At 43.7% G+C, this 18443-nt stretch carries 14 protein-coding genes; 4 read left to right on the forward strand and 10 right to left on the reverse strand.

Annotated features, from left to right (window positions below; translation table 11 throughout):
• Window positions 1–239: 239 nt before the first annotated feature.
• The 4 genes from serS to ACTQ9S_RS07705 all read left to right on the forward strand — a co-directional run bounded on the left by serS (window position 240) and on the right by ACTQ9S_RS07705 (window position 5720).
• Window positions 240–1526, forward strand: a complete 1287-nt coding sequence (gene serS / locus ACTQ9S_RS07690; protein WP_440454605.1) for a serine--tRNA ligase — start codon at window positions 240–242, stop codon at window positions 1524–1526.
• Window positions 1527–1803: 277 nt separating this feature from the next.
• Entirely contained in the window at window positions 1804–3801 is a 1998-nt protein-coding gene (gene tkt, locus ACTQ9S_RS07695) for a transketolase (protein WP_440454606.1), read from the forward strand.
• A 271-nt stretch (window positions 3802–4072) separates the two neighbouring features.
• Window positions 4073–4579, forward strand: coding sequence for a hypothetical protein (locus ACTQ9S_RS07700; protein ID WP_440454607.1), 507 nt, complete (start codon window positions 4073–4075; stop codon window positions 4577–4579).
• Window positions 4580–4700: 121 nt separating this feature from the next.
• A complete protein-coding gene (locus ACTQ9S_RS07705) occupies window positions 4701–5720 on the forward strand; it encodes an NERD domain-containing protein (RefSeq protein WP_440454608.1) in 1020 nt (339 codons plus the stop codon).
• A gap of 22 nt (window positions 5721–5742) precedes the next feature.
• Here ACTQ9S_RS07705 and ACTQ9S_RS07710 read toward each other — a convergent pair whose 3' ends face one another.
• The 10 genes from ACTQ9S_RS07710 to eat all read right to left on the reverse strand — a co-directional run bounded on the left by ACTQ9S_RS07710 (window position 5743) and on the right by eat (window position 18230).
• Window positions 5743–6714, reverse strand: a complete 972-nt coding sequence (locus ACTQ9S_RS07710) for a peptide ABC transporter ATP-binding protein (protein ID WP_290187713.1) — start codon at window positions 6712–6714, stop codon at window positions 5743–5745.
• Entirely contained in the window at window positions 6711–7787 is a 1077-nt protein-coding gene (locus tag ACTQ9S_RS07715) for an ABC transporter ATP-binding protein (protein ID WP_440454609.1), read from the reverse strand. The genes ACTQ9S_RS07710 and ACTQ9S_RS07715 overlap by 4 nt, the downstream gene beginning before the upstream one ends.
• Window positions 7787–8698: an ABC transporter permease gene (locus tag ACTQ9S_RS07720; RefSeq protein WP_440454610.1), complete on the reverse strand. Its 912-nt coding sequence runs from the start codon at window positions 8696–8698 to the stop codon at window positions 7787–7789. The genes ACTQ9S_RS07715 and ACTQ9S_RS07720 overlap by 1 nt, the downstream gene beginning before the upstream one ends.
• A 143-nt stretch (window positions 8699–8841) precedes the next feature.
• Window positions 8842–9858, reverse strand: a complete 1017-nt coding sequence (locus tag ACTQ9S_RS07725) for an ABC transporter permease (protein WP_068036776.1) — start codon at window positions 9856–9858, stop codon at window positions 8842–8844.
• 202 nt (window positions 9859–10060) lie between these two features.
• Window positions 10061–11701: an ABC transporter substrate-binding protein gene (locus ACTQ9S_RS07730; protein ID WP_440454611.1), complete on the reverse strand. Its 1641-nt coding sequence runs from the start codon at window positions 11699–11701 to the stop codon at window positions 10061–10063.
• Window positions 11702–12095: 394 nt separating this feature from the next.
• On the reverse strand, window positions 12096–13739 hold the full coding sequence (locus ACTQ9S_RS07735) for a GMC family oxidoreductase (protein ID WP_440454612.1): 1644 nt from the start codon (window positions 13737–13739) through the stop codon (window positions 12096–12098).
• Between the two features lie 222 nt (window positions 13740–13961).
• Window positions 13962–14288: a DUF779 domain-containing protein gene (locus ACTQ9S_RS07740; RefSeq protein WP_068036766.1), complete on the reverse strand. Its 327-nt coding sequence runs from the start codon at window positions 14286–14288 to the stop codon at window positions 13962–13964.
• A gap of 40 nt (window positions 14289–14328) precedes the next feature.
• Window positions 14329–15282: an ethanolamine ammonia-lyase subunit EutC gene (gene eutC / locus ACTQ9S_RS07745; RefSeq protein ID WP_440454613.1), complete on the reverse strand. Its 954-nt coding sequence runs from the start codon at window positions 15280–15282 to the stop codon at window positions 14329–14331.
• Window positions 15283–15347: 65 nt separating this feature from the next.
• Window positions 15348–16727, reverse strand: coding sequence for an ethanolamine ammonia-lyase subunit EutB (locus tag ACTQ9S_RS07750; protein WP_440454614.1), 1380 nt, complete (start codon window positions 16725–16727; stop codon window positions 15348–15350).
• Window positions 16728–16787: 60 nt separating this feature from the next.
• Window positions 16788–18230, reverse strand: coding sequence for an ethanolamine permease (gene eat, locus ACTQ9S_RS07755; protein WP_440454615.1), 1443 nt, complete (start codon window positions 18228–18230; stop codon window positions 16788–16790).
• Between the last annotated feature and the right edge of the window lie 213 nt (window positions 18231–18443).

Consider the following 18443-nt stretch of genomic DNA (forward strand, 5'->3'; position numbering starts at 1 on the left):
AATTAGAGGTAGAAAATCCTGAAAACCTAGTTAAAAAATGGTCTAAACATGGTCAAATCTACTAGGTCTTGGTATTATAGCGGCTACAATATTTTGTCATAAAAAGCATGGCGTCACAGCAAGACTATAACTATGTCATAACTAGGCATAAAGCTCTGTTATAAATCTAAGCTGGCCACTTATTATATTAAAAATTTTTTTAAACCTTCTACTCACTCTCAGCGTTACAGGCAACTATTATGATTGATCCGAAACTCTTACGCGGCGATTTAAGCGACTTACAGCAACAGCTGGCCACCCGTGGCTATACGCTTGATATGGAGTTCTGGCAAACCATTGAAAATGAGCGTAAATCGCTACAAGTCAAAACCGAAGAGTTGCAATCGCGCCGTAACGCTGGTGCTAAGCAAGTGGGCGCGCTAAAAAAATCGGGCGAAGATGCCAGTGAGCTATTGGCTGAGATGCAAAGTGTCAGCGGTGAGATTAAAACGGCCGAAGACGAGCTGCGCACCTTACAAGAGCGCATCACCCAAGCGGCTTTGCAGATTCCCAATATTCCAGCAGCAGATGTGCCAGTGGGTACGTCAGAAGATGATAACGTCGAAGTGCGCAAATGGGGCACGCCGCGCGAGTTTGACTTTGAGATTCAAGACCATACTCATATAGGTGAGACACTCGGTATGCTCGACTTTGAAGCAGCAACCAAACTAACTGGTAGCCGCTTCAACGTGCTTAGAGGACAGTTGGCACAAATGCACCGTGCCTTAATTCAGTTTATGCTGAATACTCATACGATTAAGTACGGTTATACTGAAACGTATGTTCCTTATATCGTCAATTCAGAAAGCTTAAAAGGCACGGGTCAACTGCCGAAGTTTGAAGATGATTTGTTTAAACTCACCAATCATACGAATAATGATGATATGGATTTTTATCTCATTCCGACGGCGGAAGTACCGATGACCAATTTGGTACGCGGCGAGCGCTTAGATATCAAAGAGCTGCCGTTAAAGTTTACCGCGCATACGCCATGTTTCCGTAGTGAAGCCGGCTCACACGGTCGTGATACTCGTGGTCTCATCCGTCAGCATCAGTTTGAAAAAGTTGAGATGGTCAATATTGCCTCAGCTGAGCAGTCAGATGAATTGCTTGAAGCAATGACTGGACAAGCTGAATATATTTTGCAGCAGTTGAATCTACCATATCGCACGGTCAAATTATGTACGGGCGATATGGGCTTTGCCGCGCAAAAAACTTATGACATTGAAGTATGGTTACCAAGCCAAGAGACCTATCGTGAAATCTCAAGTTGTTCTAACTGTGGTGATTTCCAAGCACGCCGTATGGGCACACGGGTCAAAGACGGTAAACAGACAAGTCTTGCGCATACGCTAAATGGTTCAGGCTTGGCAGTTGGTCGTACTTTATTGGCTGTCATGGAAAATCATCAAAATGCGGATGGTAGTATCACGATTCCAGAAGTGTTGCGTCCATTTATGGGCGGTGCTGAGACAATTTCAGTTTAATAAATATTTTGTCTATATAAATAGCGAGTTATAATGCTAACTCGCTATTTATTACTTTTGCCTATTATTAATTGTTATTTAACAAAACCGATATAAGTCATTGTTAAATACAAACGATTTTATGAGGCCGTTTTTGGCTTGGCTCATGGCAAATATGTTAATATTGCCCCTTAATTAATCACCTTATTTTTAAGAGCGTTTATCGCGCTTTTATTTTACTGTTCAATCGATTTTCCTCTTATCTTCCATACTTCTCATTCGAATATTAGGACACTCTATGCCCACCCCAATTAACGAACGTAAATTAGCCAATGCCATCCGTGTGCTCTCATTTGATGCGGTTCAAAAAGCCAACTCTGGACATCCAGGCGCGCCGATGGGCATGGCTGATATTGCTGAAGTTCTGTGGCGCAAATTTTTAAAACATAATCCTGCCGATCCGCAATGGCACAACCGTGACCGCTTTGTGTTATCGAACGGCCATGGCTCAATGCTTATTTACTCGTTACTACATTTATCAGGCTATGATGTCAGCATCGATGACCTAAAAGGCTTCCGTCAGCTACATTCAAAGACCCCAGGTCATCCTGAGCTTGGTTATACACCAGGTATTGAAACCACGACTGGTCCACTAGGTCAGGGCATCGCGAATGCGGTTGGTTTTGCTATCGCTGAGAAGACGCTAGCGGCACAGTTTAATCGTGACGGACATAACATCGTTGACCACCATACTTATGCGTTCTTGGGTGATGGCTGCTTGATGGAAGGTATCAGCCATGAAGTTTGTTCACTGGCTGGCACGTTATCGCTTGGCAAGTTAGTATTCTTCTATGATGACAATGGCATATCAATCGATGGTAATGTTGAAGGCTGGTTCACTGATGATACGCAAGCGCGCTTTGAAGCGTATGGCTGGCAAGTTATCAAGGTTGATGGTCATGATACCGATGCTATCACTCAAGCAACTGAGAAAGCGATTGCTGAGACCACTAAACCAAGCTTAATCATCTGCAAAACCACTATCGGCGCTGGTAGTCCGAACAAGCAAGGCTTAGCAGCCAGCCATGGTGCACCACTTGGTGATGATGAAATCGCCTTGACTCGTGATGCGTTATCTTGGAAGCATGCACCGTTTGAATTAGATGATGAAATTTATGAAGCGTGGGATGCCAAAGCCAAAGGCGATGTGCAACAAAAGAACTGGGATGCGGACTTTGAAGCTTATAAAAAGGCTTATCCAGAATTGGCAAGCGAGCTACTACGCCGCTTAAATGGTGAGTTGCCAGCGGACTTTGACAAGCAAGCGCAAGACTATATCCAACAAACCCAAGAGCAGGGCGGTGATGTTGCCAGTCGTAAAGCCAGTCAAAATGCGATTAATACCTTGCAGCCATTATTACCAGAATTGTTGGGCGGTTCAGCGGATCTAGCTGGCTCAAACCTCACACTATTTAAAGGTGCTAAAGGCATCGAAACTGACGCTGATGGCAACTATATTTACTATGGCGTGCGCGAGTTCGGTATGACCGCGATTGCCAATGGTATCGCGCTACACGGTGGCTTTATCCCTTACGTGGCGACCTTCCTGATGTTCATGGAATACGCGCGTAACGCTGTGCGTATGGGCGCATTGATGAAGCAACGTATCATCCATGTTTATACGCATGACTCTATTGGTCTGGGTGAAGATGGCCCAACGCATCAGCCAGTTGAGCAACTGACTAGCCTACGCACCACGCCAAATCTACGTACATGGCGTCCTTGTGATGCGACCGAATCTGCTACGGCTTGGGTAGAAGCGATTAAGTCAGAAAACAATCCATCTGCACTTATCTTTAGCCGTCAAAGCTTACCGCATCAAGCACGTGACAGTGAGCAAGTCGCTAATATCACTAAAGGCGGCTATGTGCTAGCGAAGGAACAAGGCGAGCTAAAAGCCATCATCATTGCAACGGGTTCAGAAGTTGGCTTAGCGATGGAAGCGTACGAGACGCTTAGCGAAAATGGCGTTGGCTTCCGTGTGGTCTCTATGCCATGTGCTGAAATCTTTATGGAGCAAGACGCCAGCTACCGTGAAGCGGTATTGCCTACCAATATCCGCGCCCGCGTCGCTGTCGAAGCGGCTCATGTAGACTACTGGTATAAGTTCGTTGGCCTTGATGGCAAAGTCATCGGCATGACCACTTATGGCGAATCAGCACCTGCAAGCGACTTGTATAAAGAGTTTGGTATTACTACTGAAGCTGTCGTTGATGCGGTAAATAGTTTGGTGTAATAAACCTGACTTAGTTAGTAATCAAAAAAAGAGCTACGAGAGAAATCTGGTGGCTCTTTTTTTACGTGATGGGTTTTAGTAGTTATTTTAAATAACTATATACTAACAAAATAACTCCAATAAAATATGGATCATCATTTAGCTTCTTAATGTGGCTAGACTTTATTTTGGTGTTAGAATATAGTAAAAACCATCGCATCTATTTTCTATAATATAATTAGATAGGAGTTGCAGTTTCTGATTTTATGATGCTGAAATTCGGATGAAATAAATGGAAGATATAAAACTAACAACACATACAACATGGTTACATCAAATAGGTCTAAGTGAAGGAGTGATAGCAGCCTTTATTATTGGATTCTTAGGCTTGTGCGGTATTTTCATTACTCAATATTTTGACCGAAAAAAAGAGCGGCGAGCTTTTCTTAGAGATAAGTTTGAGGAGCTAGTTTTTAAGCTTGCAGATTTTGCTACGCTTGTAAAAGAGAACGAAGCTAAGCGTTTTCAAGGTAAAGATAGTAAAAGCTTCGATCTTAGTAATTTTTCTAGAGAAGGTGGAAAAATTGAGATATTAACAATACTATATTTTTCTGAACTTAAAGGTGAATGTAAGGCTTTTCTACAAGCAGGATTGGATTTATGTGTCGCTCAGCGACTTCACGAAATGAACGCTAATGAAAAAAATCTAGACAAACTTGAACAAAGACAAAAATATTTTGAAGAGATTTATGATAGCTTTTATAATAATATAAAGGAATGTATTCCAAAATATACCTAATTTCTAAGCGACGAATAATTCAGTTTGCGCTGCAAAAATTAAACATACATTTTTTATATTTGCTCTATTCATCGCATATATACCTCCTACGACTTCTATCCACGTATTAAAAAGAAAAGCTATGTCCCTAAAGTCCACCTTTAAAGGCTTCCTAGGTGAAACCGTCATCAATGTAGCTATGTGGCTAAAGCTTGATAAAGAGGTCTATCACCGCTTAAACAATATCACCTTGCCATTAGCCAATGGCGGCAGCACTCAAATCGACCATATTATCGTCTCTGTATACGGTATCTTTGTCATCGAAACCAAGAATTATAAAGGCTGGATATATGGTAGCGAAAAGCAAAGACAATGGACACAAGCTTTCCCGAATGGCAGTAAATTCAAATTCCAGAACCCATTGCGCCAAAACTACTTGCACATTAAGACGCTTGCAGACTTATTAGGCTTGGAGCTGAGCTACTTTCATTCGATGATTGCTTTCATCGGTGAGTGCGAGCTGAAAACCCGTGATGAGTTACCTGAGCACGTATTAACAGGTGGTATGGTGTCTTATGTGAAGAAGAAGCAAGATGAGATATTAAGCGAAACAGAGGTTGAATCTATCGTTAAGCAGATTGAAAACAATCGATTTAGCAAATCTTGGAAAACTAACAGTCAGCATAAAGCGTATTTAAAAGACAAGCATGGCAACTCAAATAAGCAATCTAGTGGCAATCCGAATAGCAAGTCAGTTATCAAACCAGTTATTAAGTCTGCGCCTAAACCAATCATAAAAGACACTGCGAAAACATCAACTTTGAAAAGCAGAGAGGTGTTCCGATGGTCTGGTCAAACGGAAGTTGAACAAGATGAGACATCGATTGTGCTCTCTAGCAATGTGCCGTCTAGCACTCAGCTAAATAATGATGATTTCGTATTTATCACCCCATTTGAGCTTGTCGAGTCTGACCCAACAATAAATGACCCTGTGACAGTTCAAGTGGCAAACCATACAACTAATGTGATCCAAACGCCAACCTGTCCAAAATGCAACGGTGAGATGGTCAAGTGCGTGGCAAAAAAAGGAGCGCGCGAAGGGCAGGCGTTTTATGGTTGTAGTCAGTTTCCTAAATGTCGCGGTGTGGTGAATGTTGATTAACTGGGACTAACCGATAGCTACTTTACCCATAAATCTCTTCCAACCGTAAACAAGAGACCAATCGACCTTCCCATTCTCGTAGCTCCGGCTCTATTTCACTACATTTAGGCTTGGCATAAGGACAGCGTTTATGCAGTGCACAGCCACTTGGTGGGTTAAGCGGACTTGGAAGCTCACCATGTAAGGTTAAGTCATTTTTATGGCCAGTTACAGTCGGTGCCGCTGCTAATAAAGCAATGGTGTAAGGATGTTTTGGAGCATTATAAATAGCCTCTTTAGGTCCATGCTCGACCGCCTGACCTAAGTACATTACCATTACATCATCAGCGACATGGCGTACCACTGATAGGTTGTGCGAGATAAAGACGTAAGCGGTATGGTATTCGTCTTGCAAGTCCATGAATAAATTCAAAACTTGCGCTTGAATCGAGACATCGAGCGCGGAGGTAGGCTCATCGGCGACGACTATTTTTGGATTGAGCATCATAGCGCGGGCGAGGGCAATCCGTTGACGCTGTCCACCTGAAAACATATGCGGATAACGGCCAGCGTGTTCGGGACGCAGACCAACATGTCTCATCATCTCATTAATTTTGCTGCGCTTCTCTTCCTTTGATAGCTTGGTATGAATATCTAACGGTTCAGTCAATTGATAACCAATAGTATGGCGGGGGTTTAAACTGCCATAAGGGTTTTGGAATACCATCTGAATCTCGGTACGCAAATCTTTTAATGCTTTTCGGCTGTAGCCAGTCGTCGCTTCATCATTGATAAATAACTCACCGTCAGTAGGCTGTTCAATGAGCGTTAGCTGGCGGGCGAGGGTCGATTTACCGCAGCCTGACTCACCAACGACCGCAAGCGTCTTGCCAGCTTCAAGCTCAAACGAGATACCGTTTAAGGCCTTAACATAAGCTTTAGGTTTGCCCAAACCTTGCGATACTGGGTAATGCTTGTGTAGATTCACTGCTTTTAAGACCACTTTATTACTCATAATTGGGACTCCACAGTAGCAGTGTTAGCGATAGAAGTGAGAGAAGGTAAATTTGACAGGTCTGAGTGAATACAGCGCACGCTGCCATTAGGCGTCTCTAAAATGGGCGGTGGTACTTCACAAGCTGGCTCTTTATACGGACAACGCGGAGACAATAAGCAACCGCTTGGGCGATCATATTGACTGGGTACGACACCCGGCAAGCTATTGAGTCTATCTTGATCGATAGCTAGCTCGGGGATTGCTTGTAGCAATGCCTCGGTATAAGGGTGAGCAGGATTTTGAAAAATCTCCGGCACGGTACTGGTTTCAACCACTTGTCCGGCATACATGACGACGACATCGCGTGAGTTTTGCGCGACTAAACCTAAATCATGGGTGATAAGCACCATTGCCATTTGTTTTTCACGTTGTAGTCGGCTGAGCAAGTCCATGATTTGCGCTTGCACCGTGACATCAAGAGCGGTGGTTGGTTCATCAGCGATAAGTAGTTTTGGCTCGCAAGCAATCGCCATCGCAATCATGACCCGCTGGCTCATACCGCCTGATAGCTGATGCGGATAGACTTTGAGACGGTTTCTGGCGTCAGGCATCTCAACCAATTCAAGCAGCTCTAAGATACGTGTCTGGACCGCTGAACCCCGTAAGCCAAGATGTTTGCGCAGTACTTCACCCAATTGCATCTCAACCGTAAAGCTTGGATTTAGACAAGACATCGCATTTTGAAAAATCATCGAGATATCTTTACCAATAATGCCGCGTTTTTCTTTGGCTCGCATACTCAGCATGTCTTTATTATCAAACATCACTCGCTTAGCACGAACTGTCGCAGAAGGCGGCAACAGTCCCATTAAGGCCATCATAGTGACGGACTTTCCTGAACCAGATTCACCGACGACTGCCACAACTTCGCTTTGCCTAATCGTTAACGACACATCATCTACTGCGCGAAAAGCACGCGCCCCTTCACCAAAGGTTACCGAGAGATTTTTGATATCCAGTAGTAATGGGGTATTTTCTGTCGAAGAACCTGCTGAATTTACTACAGAAGCATTATTTAAAATTTCAGTCATTAGGTTACCTGCTTCAATTTAGGATCTAGAGCATCGCGTAGGCCATCACCAGTTAGGTTAATTGATAATGCAGCTAAGAAAATAGCGACACCCGGCCAAATGGCTAGCCAAACATTACTTTGAATATATTGACGCGCTGTACCTAACATCGCACCCCATTCAGCATCTGGTGGTTGTACACCAAAGCCTAGGAAACCAATCGCGCCTGCTTCTAAAATGGCAGAAGAGAAAATCATCGTCGCTTGTACGATGAGCGGGGCCATACAGTTGGGTAAAATGGTTACGAACAATAAGTGGAATACGCCAGCACCCATCACTTGTGAGGCAACAAAATACTCACGTTGTAGCTCTACCATCGCGGTAGCACGTGTCAGACGAATAAAAGGTGGTGTGCATACCAAGGCGATTGTAATAATAGTATTGGTCATAGAAGGGCCTAAGATAGCCGCAATAATGATAGCCAACAGCAAGCTAGGGTAGGACATTAAAATATCATTGACCAGCATCACCGCTTTGCCCCAAACCTTTGGCCAAAACGCGGCGCTAAGTCCTAATGAAACACCGACCAACATAGCAAGGGTAGTGGCACTTAAACCAATAAACAATGAGTAACGCGCGCCATACATTACCCGAGACAATGTATCTCGACCTGCATCGTCAGTACCGAGCCAAAACATCGTATCGCCACCACTCAGAAACGCTGGTGGCAATTGCTCTTGGCCGGTGAATAATTCATAAGGGTCATGAGGCGCAATAGCGGGCGCAAGTATGGCAATAATGACCATCAATGCCAGTACAATAAAACCAAGTACGGCGCCTTTATTTCGGCAGAACGTCGATAAAAATAGCTGCCAAGACGAGGGTGGCGTGGCTGCCAGATTGATATCAGAGGGGAGAACAGAAGGCTTCATGAGCAATTCCTGTAGTGGCTAGCGCTTCGACAGTGTTTAGAGTCTTATTCCTAAAAAATTACTAAGAATTTGCTAAAAATTGCTCTAAACCATGCAAGCGCTAGTCGTCACTATTTGTAATATAATTATTTATCAATGTTAAATTAAGAAGTATGTCGAATACGCGGATTGATAAGACCATACAAAATATCGATAAATAAACTAACCAAAATCAAGGCTGTGGCTACCAGTAAGATACCGTTTTGTACAATAGGATAATCACGAGTAAAAAAGCCATCGAGTAGCCAATTACCAACGCCCGGCCAACTAAAGATAGTCTCAGTGATAATAGCGCCAGCAAGCAAGGTCGCCATCTGCAAACCAACGACAGTGACTACTGTAATCAAAGCATTGCGCATAACGTGTATCATTATCACTCGGCGTGGCGATAAGCCTTTGGCTCGTGCTGTACGCACATAGTCCTCATCTAACACCTCTAGCATTGCAGAGCGTGTCATCCGCGCGATCATCGCTAATGGAATAGTCGATAAAGCAATAGAAGGTAAGATAAAGTGCTTTACCACATCCCAAAATGCGCCAGGTTCTCCTGACGTCAGAGAACCCAATAACCACGAGCCATATAAGGGCTTAACATCTAAAAACTGCGCGACAGATATCACCCCAGCGACTGGTAACAGGCCTAAATAGTGGGCGAATATACCGGTTAGGATAGGACCTAATAGATATATGGGCATAGAGTATCCTGCCAGCGCTCCTGACATTAAGGTGTAATCAATCCAAGTACCACGTCGCAGCGCAGCAAAGATACCTAAGCTAACACCAATGACACTGGCAATGACAATGGCGCATACAGCCAGCTCTAAGGTTGGTACAAAATGGGCAAAGAAGTCTTGTAACACTGGGGTACGTGTACGAAAGGATTGTCCAAAATCACCGGTCAAGATACCGGTTAAGTAATCCCAATATTGGACGATGAGTGGTTTGTCTAATCCAAGTCTTTCTAGTGCACGGGCATGTAGCTCTGGATCGACCATACGCTCACCCATCATAATCTCGACGGCATCTCCAGGTACGAGACGAATTAGGGTAAAGGTCGACAGTGTTAGGCCAAGATAGACGGGAATTAGAATAGCAATTCGACGCAGAATATACAGTAGCATGGGCTGCTCAATAGTTGAGGGTCAATAGTTATAGATCGATGATTAGCGTATTAGCAGTGCTGAGACTGTCCGTGACAATATGTTTGGCAATGTGTTTAGCAAAGCGCTTAACTCATACAAATACGGCTGGAGCAAAGAGTCTGATCCAGCCGAATACAAATTAAATAACAGTGCATGTCGTACCGGACTTAATTAGCCAAGGTTATTCAACCTTCACACCATCAAAGCGTATTGAACCTAGTGGACTAATTTTATAATCGACAACGTTTGGTGCCGTGAATACGGTTACCACCGAATGTGCCATCGTTGTCCAAGGCAGTTGCTCTTTGAATATCTGCTGAGCTTGTACATAATCACTGACGCGATCATCTTGATTGGTAATTTGACGGGCATTGGTCACTAAACTGTCAAAGTCCTTATTACACCAGCGTGAGTAGTTGTTACCACCGATAGCGTCACAAGACAATAGGGTACCAAGCCAGTTATCTGGGTCACCATTGTCACCGGTCCAGCCAGCTAGAATAACATCGTGCTCACCTTTAGCAGCGCGATTCAGGTACTCGCCCCACTCATAAGTGACAAGCTTGGTATCGACGCCAATCTTCGCCCAATCTGCTTGCAGCATTTCAGCCATAAGCTTGGCATTAGGGTTATACGGCCGCTGAACGGGCATATACCATAGATTGATGGCAAGATTATCAGCACCGGCTTCTTTCATAAGTGATTTGGCTTTTTCAACGTCATAAGGAGCGTCTCTAATCGACTCGTCGTAACCCCACTGCGTTGGCGGCATAGGATTGGTCGCTTTAAGCCCTTCACTCTGATAGACCGCATTGATAATAGCGTCTTTATTAATGGCCATATCTAACGCTTGGCGGACTTTAAGGTCGCTAAGCTTTGGTTTTTCTACGTTGTAGCCCACATAGCCTACGTTGAAGCCAGGCTGATCAAGAACTGTGGCTTTACCGGATTTTTTGACTGACTCAATTTCGGCAGGTTTTGGATAGGCTGACACATGGCATTCGCCGGCTTGAACTTTTTGGGCGCGAACTGCTGAGTCTTTGGTGATGACAAACACTAGATTGTCGATATGAATATCGTCTTTGTTCCAATAGTCTGGGTTTTTGGTATAACGAATTTGCGCGTCTTTTTGATAGGAGGTAAAGACGAAAGGTCCGGTACCAACTGGTTTGGTATTAATATCAGCCGCATTATCCGCAGCCATTAGCTGATCTGCGTACTCAGCAGAATTGATGTAAGCAAAGGCCATCGCTAGGTTTTGTAAAAATGGCGCATTGGTCTCGCTGAGGGTGATTTTTACCGTATAGTCATCGACCTTTTCGATATTGGAGATAATATCAGGCAGTCCCATGCCGACCGAATATGGGAACTCAGCAGGATAGGCTTTATTAAATTCAAAGTCTGGGTTAGTAATACGTTTTAGCGTAAAGACGACGTCATCAGCGTTAAAGTCGCGGGTTGGGGTGAAGTAGTCTGTTTTACCAAATTTGACCCCTTTACGTAGATTAAAGGTATAGGTCTTACCATCTTCGCTAATATCCCAGCTTTCAGCCAGCCCTGGTTGAATCTCAGTACCCGCTCTTTTGAATTCTACTAAGCCGTTATAGATAGGGTAGGCGCTGGCATCAAAGTCAGTACCAGAAGTATATTGTGCTGGATCGAAACCAGCGGGGCTGCCTTCTGAGCAGTAAAGTAATGTTTTAGCCGCTTTGGCGTCTGAGCTGGCAGCAGAATCATTAGTGGTTTTGTTGTCGCTGCTACAAGCGCTTATACTCAAGACAACCGTAGCCAACATCGTAAGTTTGAAGAGTGTTTTTTGCATTGTTACATCCTATGTAAACGATAAGTCATTGCCAATAAATATACAGATCCGTGTTCGAACCATGAACACAATTGGCAAGCTCTTAATTCCCTTTAAAGTATTTATTAATATAGTATCTTTAATATGCAATGCAGAACAGTAGTCATGTTTTACCCACTCTGAATCAAGTATGCAAAAAATACAAATATAAATAAGTCGTTTGAATATACTCTGTTAAATGGCTACAACGCAAGATATCTGTAAACTAAATTCAACAAAAATATCACGTCTTAACGTTGTTAATTAAGTGGAAGTGACTGAATGAAGAGGGCTATTTAACTACTCTCTTCGTAATATGATACATATCAGAGCTAGTGATATAGCCTTTAACTTTCAGCCATTAAATTTCGGTGATTTAGGATGAAACTGATTTGACATGATCATGTTTGGCTTTAATCATATCGGCTAACTTCTCAGCGATCATAATAGTTGGCGCATTGGTATTGCCGCTGATTAAAGTTGGCATGATTGACGCATCGATTACCCGTAATCCGCTTACACCGCGCACCTTCAATTCCAAATCCACTACGGAGCTTTCATCTGAGCCCATTCGGCAGGTGCCAACAGGATGGTAGATGGTATCAGATCTATTTTTAATATAGCCAAGCATACCGTCTTTTTCGAGATAGGGAGCAGGGTAGTCTTCGGTGATATATTTGGCGATTGGAGCTTCTTGCATGATTGCTCGGGTACGTTCTGCTCCTGCAACCATGTACTCAATATCTTTGGGATGAGAGAGATAGTTTGGATCAATCAATACTGGATCAGAGGGATTGGCAGAATCAAGCCGGACAGTACCGCGACTTTCAGGGCGCAGGTAGCAAGCATGACATGAGATAGCGTAGCCAAGTTTGATATCGCGGCCGTGATTGACTACTCGAGATATCACAAAGTGTAGCTGAGTATTTGGCCATTCTTGCGGGTCATCGCCAACACTAAAGAAAGCACCAGCCTCAGCATAATTGGTGGACAGCAGACCTGTGCCATCTTTTCTCCATTGTGAAAGAGCTTTGAAGAAGTTTCTACCACCAGCCATGCCGACTCCAAATACATCGGTGGTATTGACCTCGTAGTCAAACACCACATCCAAATGATCTTGTAAGTTGCCGCCCACTTCTGGTGAATCTACCACAACATCAATACCATGCGCTTGCAAATGCTCGGCTGGACCAATACCCGATAACATGAGTACTTTAGGTGAGCCAAAAGCGCCACCTGATAAAATGACTTCATGACGAGCCATAACGGTATGTTCAACACTATCTTTTTCGTAGACGACGCCTACCGCTTGATTATCTTCGATTAAGACACGGTTGGCTTGAGCGTGAGTAACAATAGTAAGGTTAGGCCGACTTTCGACTGGGTGTAGATAAGCGGCAGCGGCAGAGCAGCGTTGACCTTGTTTTTCACCATGAAAATGAGTGACTTGGTACAGGCCTACGCCGTCTTGTTTTGTTCCGTTGAAGTCTTGATTGTGAGCCAGTCCATTGGCAACACCTGCTTCTACAAATGCTTTTGAGATATCACGTGGGCTAAGTAAGTCGCTGACATGGAGCGGCCCGCTATCGCCATGCAGATCATCGCCACCATGGACGTTATTTTCGGCCTTGATAAAATAAGGCAAGACATCATCGAATCCCCATCCAGTACAACCTTGTTCTACCCAGCGCTCATAATCTAGAGCACTGCCGCGCGTATAAATCATAGCATTAATAGCGGATGAGCCACCCAAACACTGTCCGCGAGGTTGAAAGCCGCGACGGTTATTTAAATGAGTTTGAGGGGTGGTATGAAAGCACCAGTTGTTTAACTTGAGCGGTTTGCCAGGGACGAGAAGAATAAGCCCAGCAGGTACGCGAATAGTCAGGTCTTTACCATCACCGCCATACTCTAACAAGCAAACACTAATGTCTGGGTTTTCCGTAAGTCGGCTGGCAAGTACGCAGCCCGCTGAACCGCCACCAACGATGACGTAATCAAACTTTGTATCAAATTCCATTTCTTATTCCTTGTAGCGTCCATGCCAATTAAACATTGGTCGTCCATTACAATAACTATTATTTTATCAGAATAAATAAATAAAAATGACTAAGGCGTATCGATTGGTCAATACGCCTTTAAGGAAAGGAAGGTTTGATGAATCAAGTTAACAAAACAGATTTTCGAGGTGTGATGTGTTTATTATTTCTAGCAATAATATATTTCTTCTAAAGTAATTCGCCTATACTTCACATATCTCTGAGCGCACGATAAAGCGTTTGCCCTCTGGTATTTCAAGTGAAAAACTCGCACCGCGACCGTCTACCACATCGATAGTTAGATCGGTATGCTGCCATAGTTTATATTGTGCTTTACCCATATAAAATGGACAGCCAGCCAGCTCACCGATCAACACATCTTGACCGCCAACTTTAAACTCACCTAACGGATAACACATCGGTGAGCTGCCATCGCAGCAGCCGCCAGATTGATGGAACATCAGGTCACCGTGCTTAGATTTTAATAGTTCGATTAATTCTTTACAGGATTCTGTAGCTTCAAGTTTCATGTCGGACTCCTTGTCATGACAATAATTTATGCAATGTATTTTATAGCAATCTTATCGCTGGTTGACTTTGATCTAGGGTTGGCAGCTCTTGCTCGTCCTTTAAATCAACACCAGATAATTTAAGTTCACAAGATTTTTTCATTAAGGCTAATAGTCGATTTGCAGCCATTTTAATGGGCAGTCCAGCTGCGCGCACATTAGAGATGCAGTTGCGCATGGCATCATGGCTTTCAGCATGCGCGTCCCAAGTGTAATAAATACCTAAACTGTCAGGGGAGCTAAGACCGGGCCGCTCACCAATAAGTATTATCAGCATTTTGGCATTGAGACGTTCAGCAACTTTATCGCCTAAAGCCACACGGCTGCCAGTAGCAATGACCAAGGGCGCGATGCTCCAGCCTTGCTCTTTGAATAACGGAATAAGCTCTGCTACAAGCTTGGGCCCATTTTCTTCTAGCGCTCGTGCCGACAGACCATCTCCCATCACGATGATGACATCATAAGATTTATCTGTGCCAGATTGCTCTAAAAAGCGCTCTAATTTGCCAGAGGAGTCACTGTTTAATAGCCTTCCCCAATCTGGACGTTTAAGATAGTCAGATTTGTTTTCTGCCTGACTCATCACTTTGAATAGCTCCCAAACCTCATCTGATTGCTCTAGAGATTGTTCGTCACTTTTTTCTAAATTTTCTGTCGCAGCCTCTGTGTCCATATCTTTAAAAATAAGATGACATTGTGTAGACAAATCATCAACCAAGCGTTCGATATCCAAATCTTGTAATACCGCATCTTTGGCTTCAGCGTGATCAAGCTGAAACTTTAATAAAGCTTTGGTAGGAATACTACAGCCAACTCGTCCTAAAGCGATTCTAGAATCTGTATATTCTTTTAACTTCTGCCAAGGATCTAGATGAACCAATTCAGATCGTTGACTCGTTTCGGGTTTGTCTTCGTCAATAATCGACTGCTTAACTTGCGAATCATTCATAGACATAGCATTCTCCTTTATGATTCGGTATTGCGTAACTTTATAGATTTATTTTAATCACTATTATAGGGTTATATAATGCCAGAAAGTAGAGAGGATGGCTTGTCTGACCACTGAATACTGTTTTGCGTTTGAGTATAAATGCCGTTTTCACTGAGCCAATGCGCAAACTCAGGAGCAGGAGTCAATCCAAGCAGCTGCCTAGCATAGAGTGCATCATGGAATGAGGTGGTTTGATAATTGAGCATGACATCATCGGAGCCTGGAATACCCATAATAAAGTTGATTCCAGCCGTCGCAAGCAAGGTCAGTAAGGTATCCATATCATCTTGATCGGCATCGGCGTGATTGGTATAGCAAATATCACAGCCCATAGGTACGCCAAGCAGCTTGCCACAGAAGTGATCCTCTAAGCCGGCGCGAATGATTTGTTTGCCGTCAAACAGATATTCAGGACCAATAAATCCAACGACCGTATTTACTAACAGTGGGTTAAATTCTCTAGCCACTGCATAAGCCCTTGCTTCAAGCGTTTGTTGATCGACATCGAAGTGTGCATTGCTTGACAGCGCACTGCCTTGTCCGGTCTCAAAGTACATAACGTTTTGCCCGACCATGCCACGGTTGAGGCTGAGCCCCGCTTCATAGCCTTCTCTCAATAGCGCTAAATCTATACCAAAGCTAGTATTGGCTTTTTCGCTGCCGGTAATTGACTGAAAGACTAAGTCAACGGGTACTTTTTTCTCAATCAATTGGATAGCGGAGGTTATGTGAGTTAATACACAAGATTGAGTGGGAATTTGATATTCAGATATCACATGGTCTAGCAGCTTTAGTAATTCTGATAAATTTTGTAGATTGTCAGTGGCGGGATTGATGCCAATCACAGCGTCCCCGTTGCCATACATCAAGCCATCGATAATACTGGCAGAAATGCCCAGCATGTCATCAGTAGGGTGATTGGGCTGTAAGCGCGTAGATAAGCAACCATCAAGACCGATAGTGTTACGAAACTTAGTAACGACTTGGCATTTCTTTGCTACTAAAATTAGGTCTTGTACGCGCATTATTTTGCTAACGGCAGCTACCATCTCTGGGGTAAAGGCATATTTTAATTGGGCTATTTCATCCCTTGTAGCAGATTCTCCTAATAGCCAGTTTCTTAAATCACCAACGGTAAAGCTAGATATTTTAGCGAAGGCTTGTTTATCATGTTGTGCCATAATCAGCCGAGTTACTTCATCGTCTTCATAGGGGATAGTAATATCATCCAAAAAGTCGATTAATAAACAATCCGCTAAAGCCATTTGTGCTGCTACACGTTCAGTGGCATCAGAGGCTGCAACCCCAGCCAACTCATCACCTGAGCGTCGTGGCGATGCTTTGGCAAGTAACACCTTTAAACTCTCAAATTGGTAGGTTTTCTGTCCTACAGTATGTTGATAAGCCATTTTGTTCACCTTCTATCTATACGTTTTATAGGCTATAAAATACAAGTTCTATAAACATCATTAACTTAAATCATCTGACGCGGCTCTAATTTCAGCGAACTCTTCTTCTGGCGTACCACTCACTAAGTGATGACGGCTAAATATGACAAAGTAGAGAATAAATACGACATAAATCCCCGCTGCCATAAACCAAACTTTAGGATCTACCATCAGTCCTGCGATTACGGCAAGAGAAGCGAGCACAAGCGCTATACCTGAAGTCATGATACCGCCCGGTGTCTTATAAGGGCGTGGCAGGTCAGGACGAGATAAACGCAGCTTAATGTGCGAGGCCATCATTAATACATATGAGATGGTCGCACCGAATACCGCCATAAGAATAAGAAGATCTCCTTCGCCAGTAAGCGATAACAGAAAACCTATAATCCCAGGGACAATTAGAGCCAAATAAGGCGCTTTATTGCTATTAGTTAGCGATAGTTTTTTGGGTAAATAACCCGCACGCGATAAGGCGAAAATCTGCCGAGAGTAGGCATAAATGATGGAAAAGAAGCTGGCGATAAGACCTGCGAGACCAACGAAGTTTACAAAACTTGCCAACCACGTATTTTCACCGTATACGGCAATTAGGGCATCAACCAAAGGCGCCCCTGAATCTTTTAAGGTATCTGCACCCGCAGCACCTGGTCCTAAGAATAAAATAAGCAGCGCGAATGACGCTAAAATTAGCATAGAGCCGATTAATCCACGCGGTAATGACTTAGCAGGATCTTTAGCTTCTTCAGCCGCTAGAGGTACACCCTCAACCGCTAAAAAGAACCAAATTGCATAAGGAACGGCAGCCCAAATCCCGATATATCCAAAGGGTAGAAACGGACTTGCTCCCGCCTGTGTACCGACGGCAATATCAAATAAATTTTTACTATCAAAATGCGGAAACATCGACACAATAAATACGACCAGGGCAATACAGGCAACAGCGGTAATGCCAAACATAATCTTTAATGCTTCGCCTGCGCCTTTTAAGTGAATAGCTATAAAGACGATATAACATGTTAAATATACGATCCAGCCCCCGATACCGAACAATGACTCGCAGTATGAGCCAATGAACACTGCGATAGCGGCTGGTGCGATAGCATATTCAATCAAAATCGCAGTACCAGTTAAATACCCTCCCAAAGGACCAAAAGCGGTACGGGCGAAACTATATCCGCCGCCTGCTGTGGGCAACATGGTGGACATCTCTGACATCGATAAACACATGCACAGATACATGAGAGCCACGGCTATTAAGGCGACAAACATACCGCCCCAACCACCTTGTGCTAGGCCAAAGTTCCAACCAGCAAAGTCTCCGGAGATCACATAGGCAACACCAAGACCTATTAATAAAACCCAGCCAACTGCACCTTCTTTAAGTTGTCGTTTGGCGAAATAATCTTTTTCAGCTTGAGTGCTGCCAGAGACCGCGCTCTTTTGCTCGTTAGGCGTGCTTGTCATGTTATTCCCCTACATAAAGGCTATGAATAGACTAAGGGTACTGCTAACTCATACTGTAAATAACTCATTATTAAAAAATTATTAACAACTGACATCTGAAAGCTGAGAATAAAAAGGTCGTATCCCTTCAACTCAAATTGCTAGTAACGCATAGTTGAAGGGATACGACCTGTTGTTTATGACGAAAAGTGCCAATCACTGAGACAGTTTCAA

The sequence above is a fragment of the Psychrobacter sp. ASPA161_9 genome, from assembly GCF_051970275.1.
Lineage (GTDB): Bacteria > Pseudomonadota > Gammaproteobacteria > Pseudomonadales > Moraxellaceae > Psychrobacter.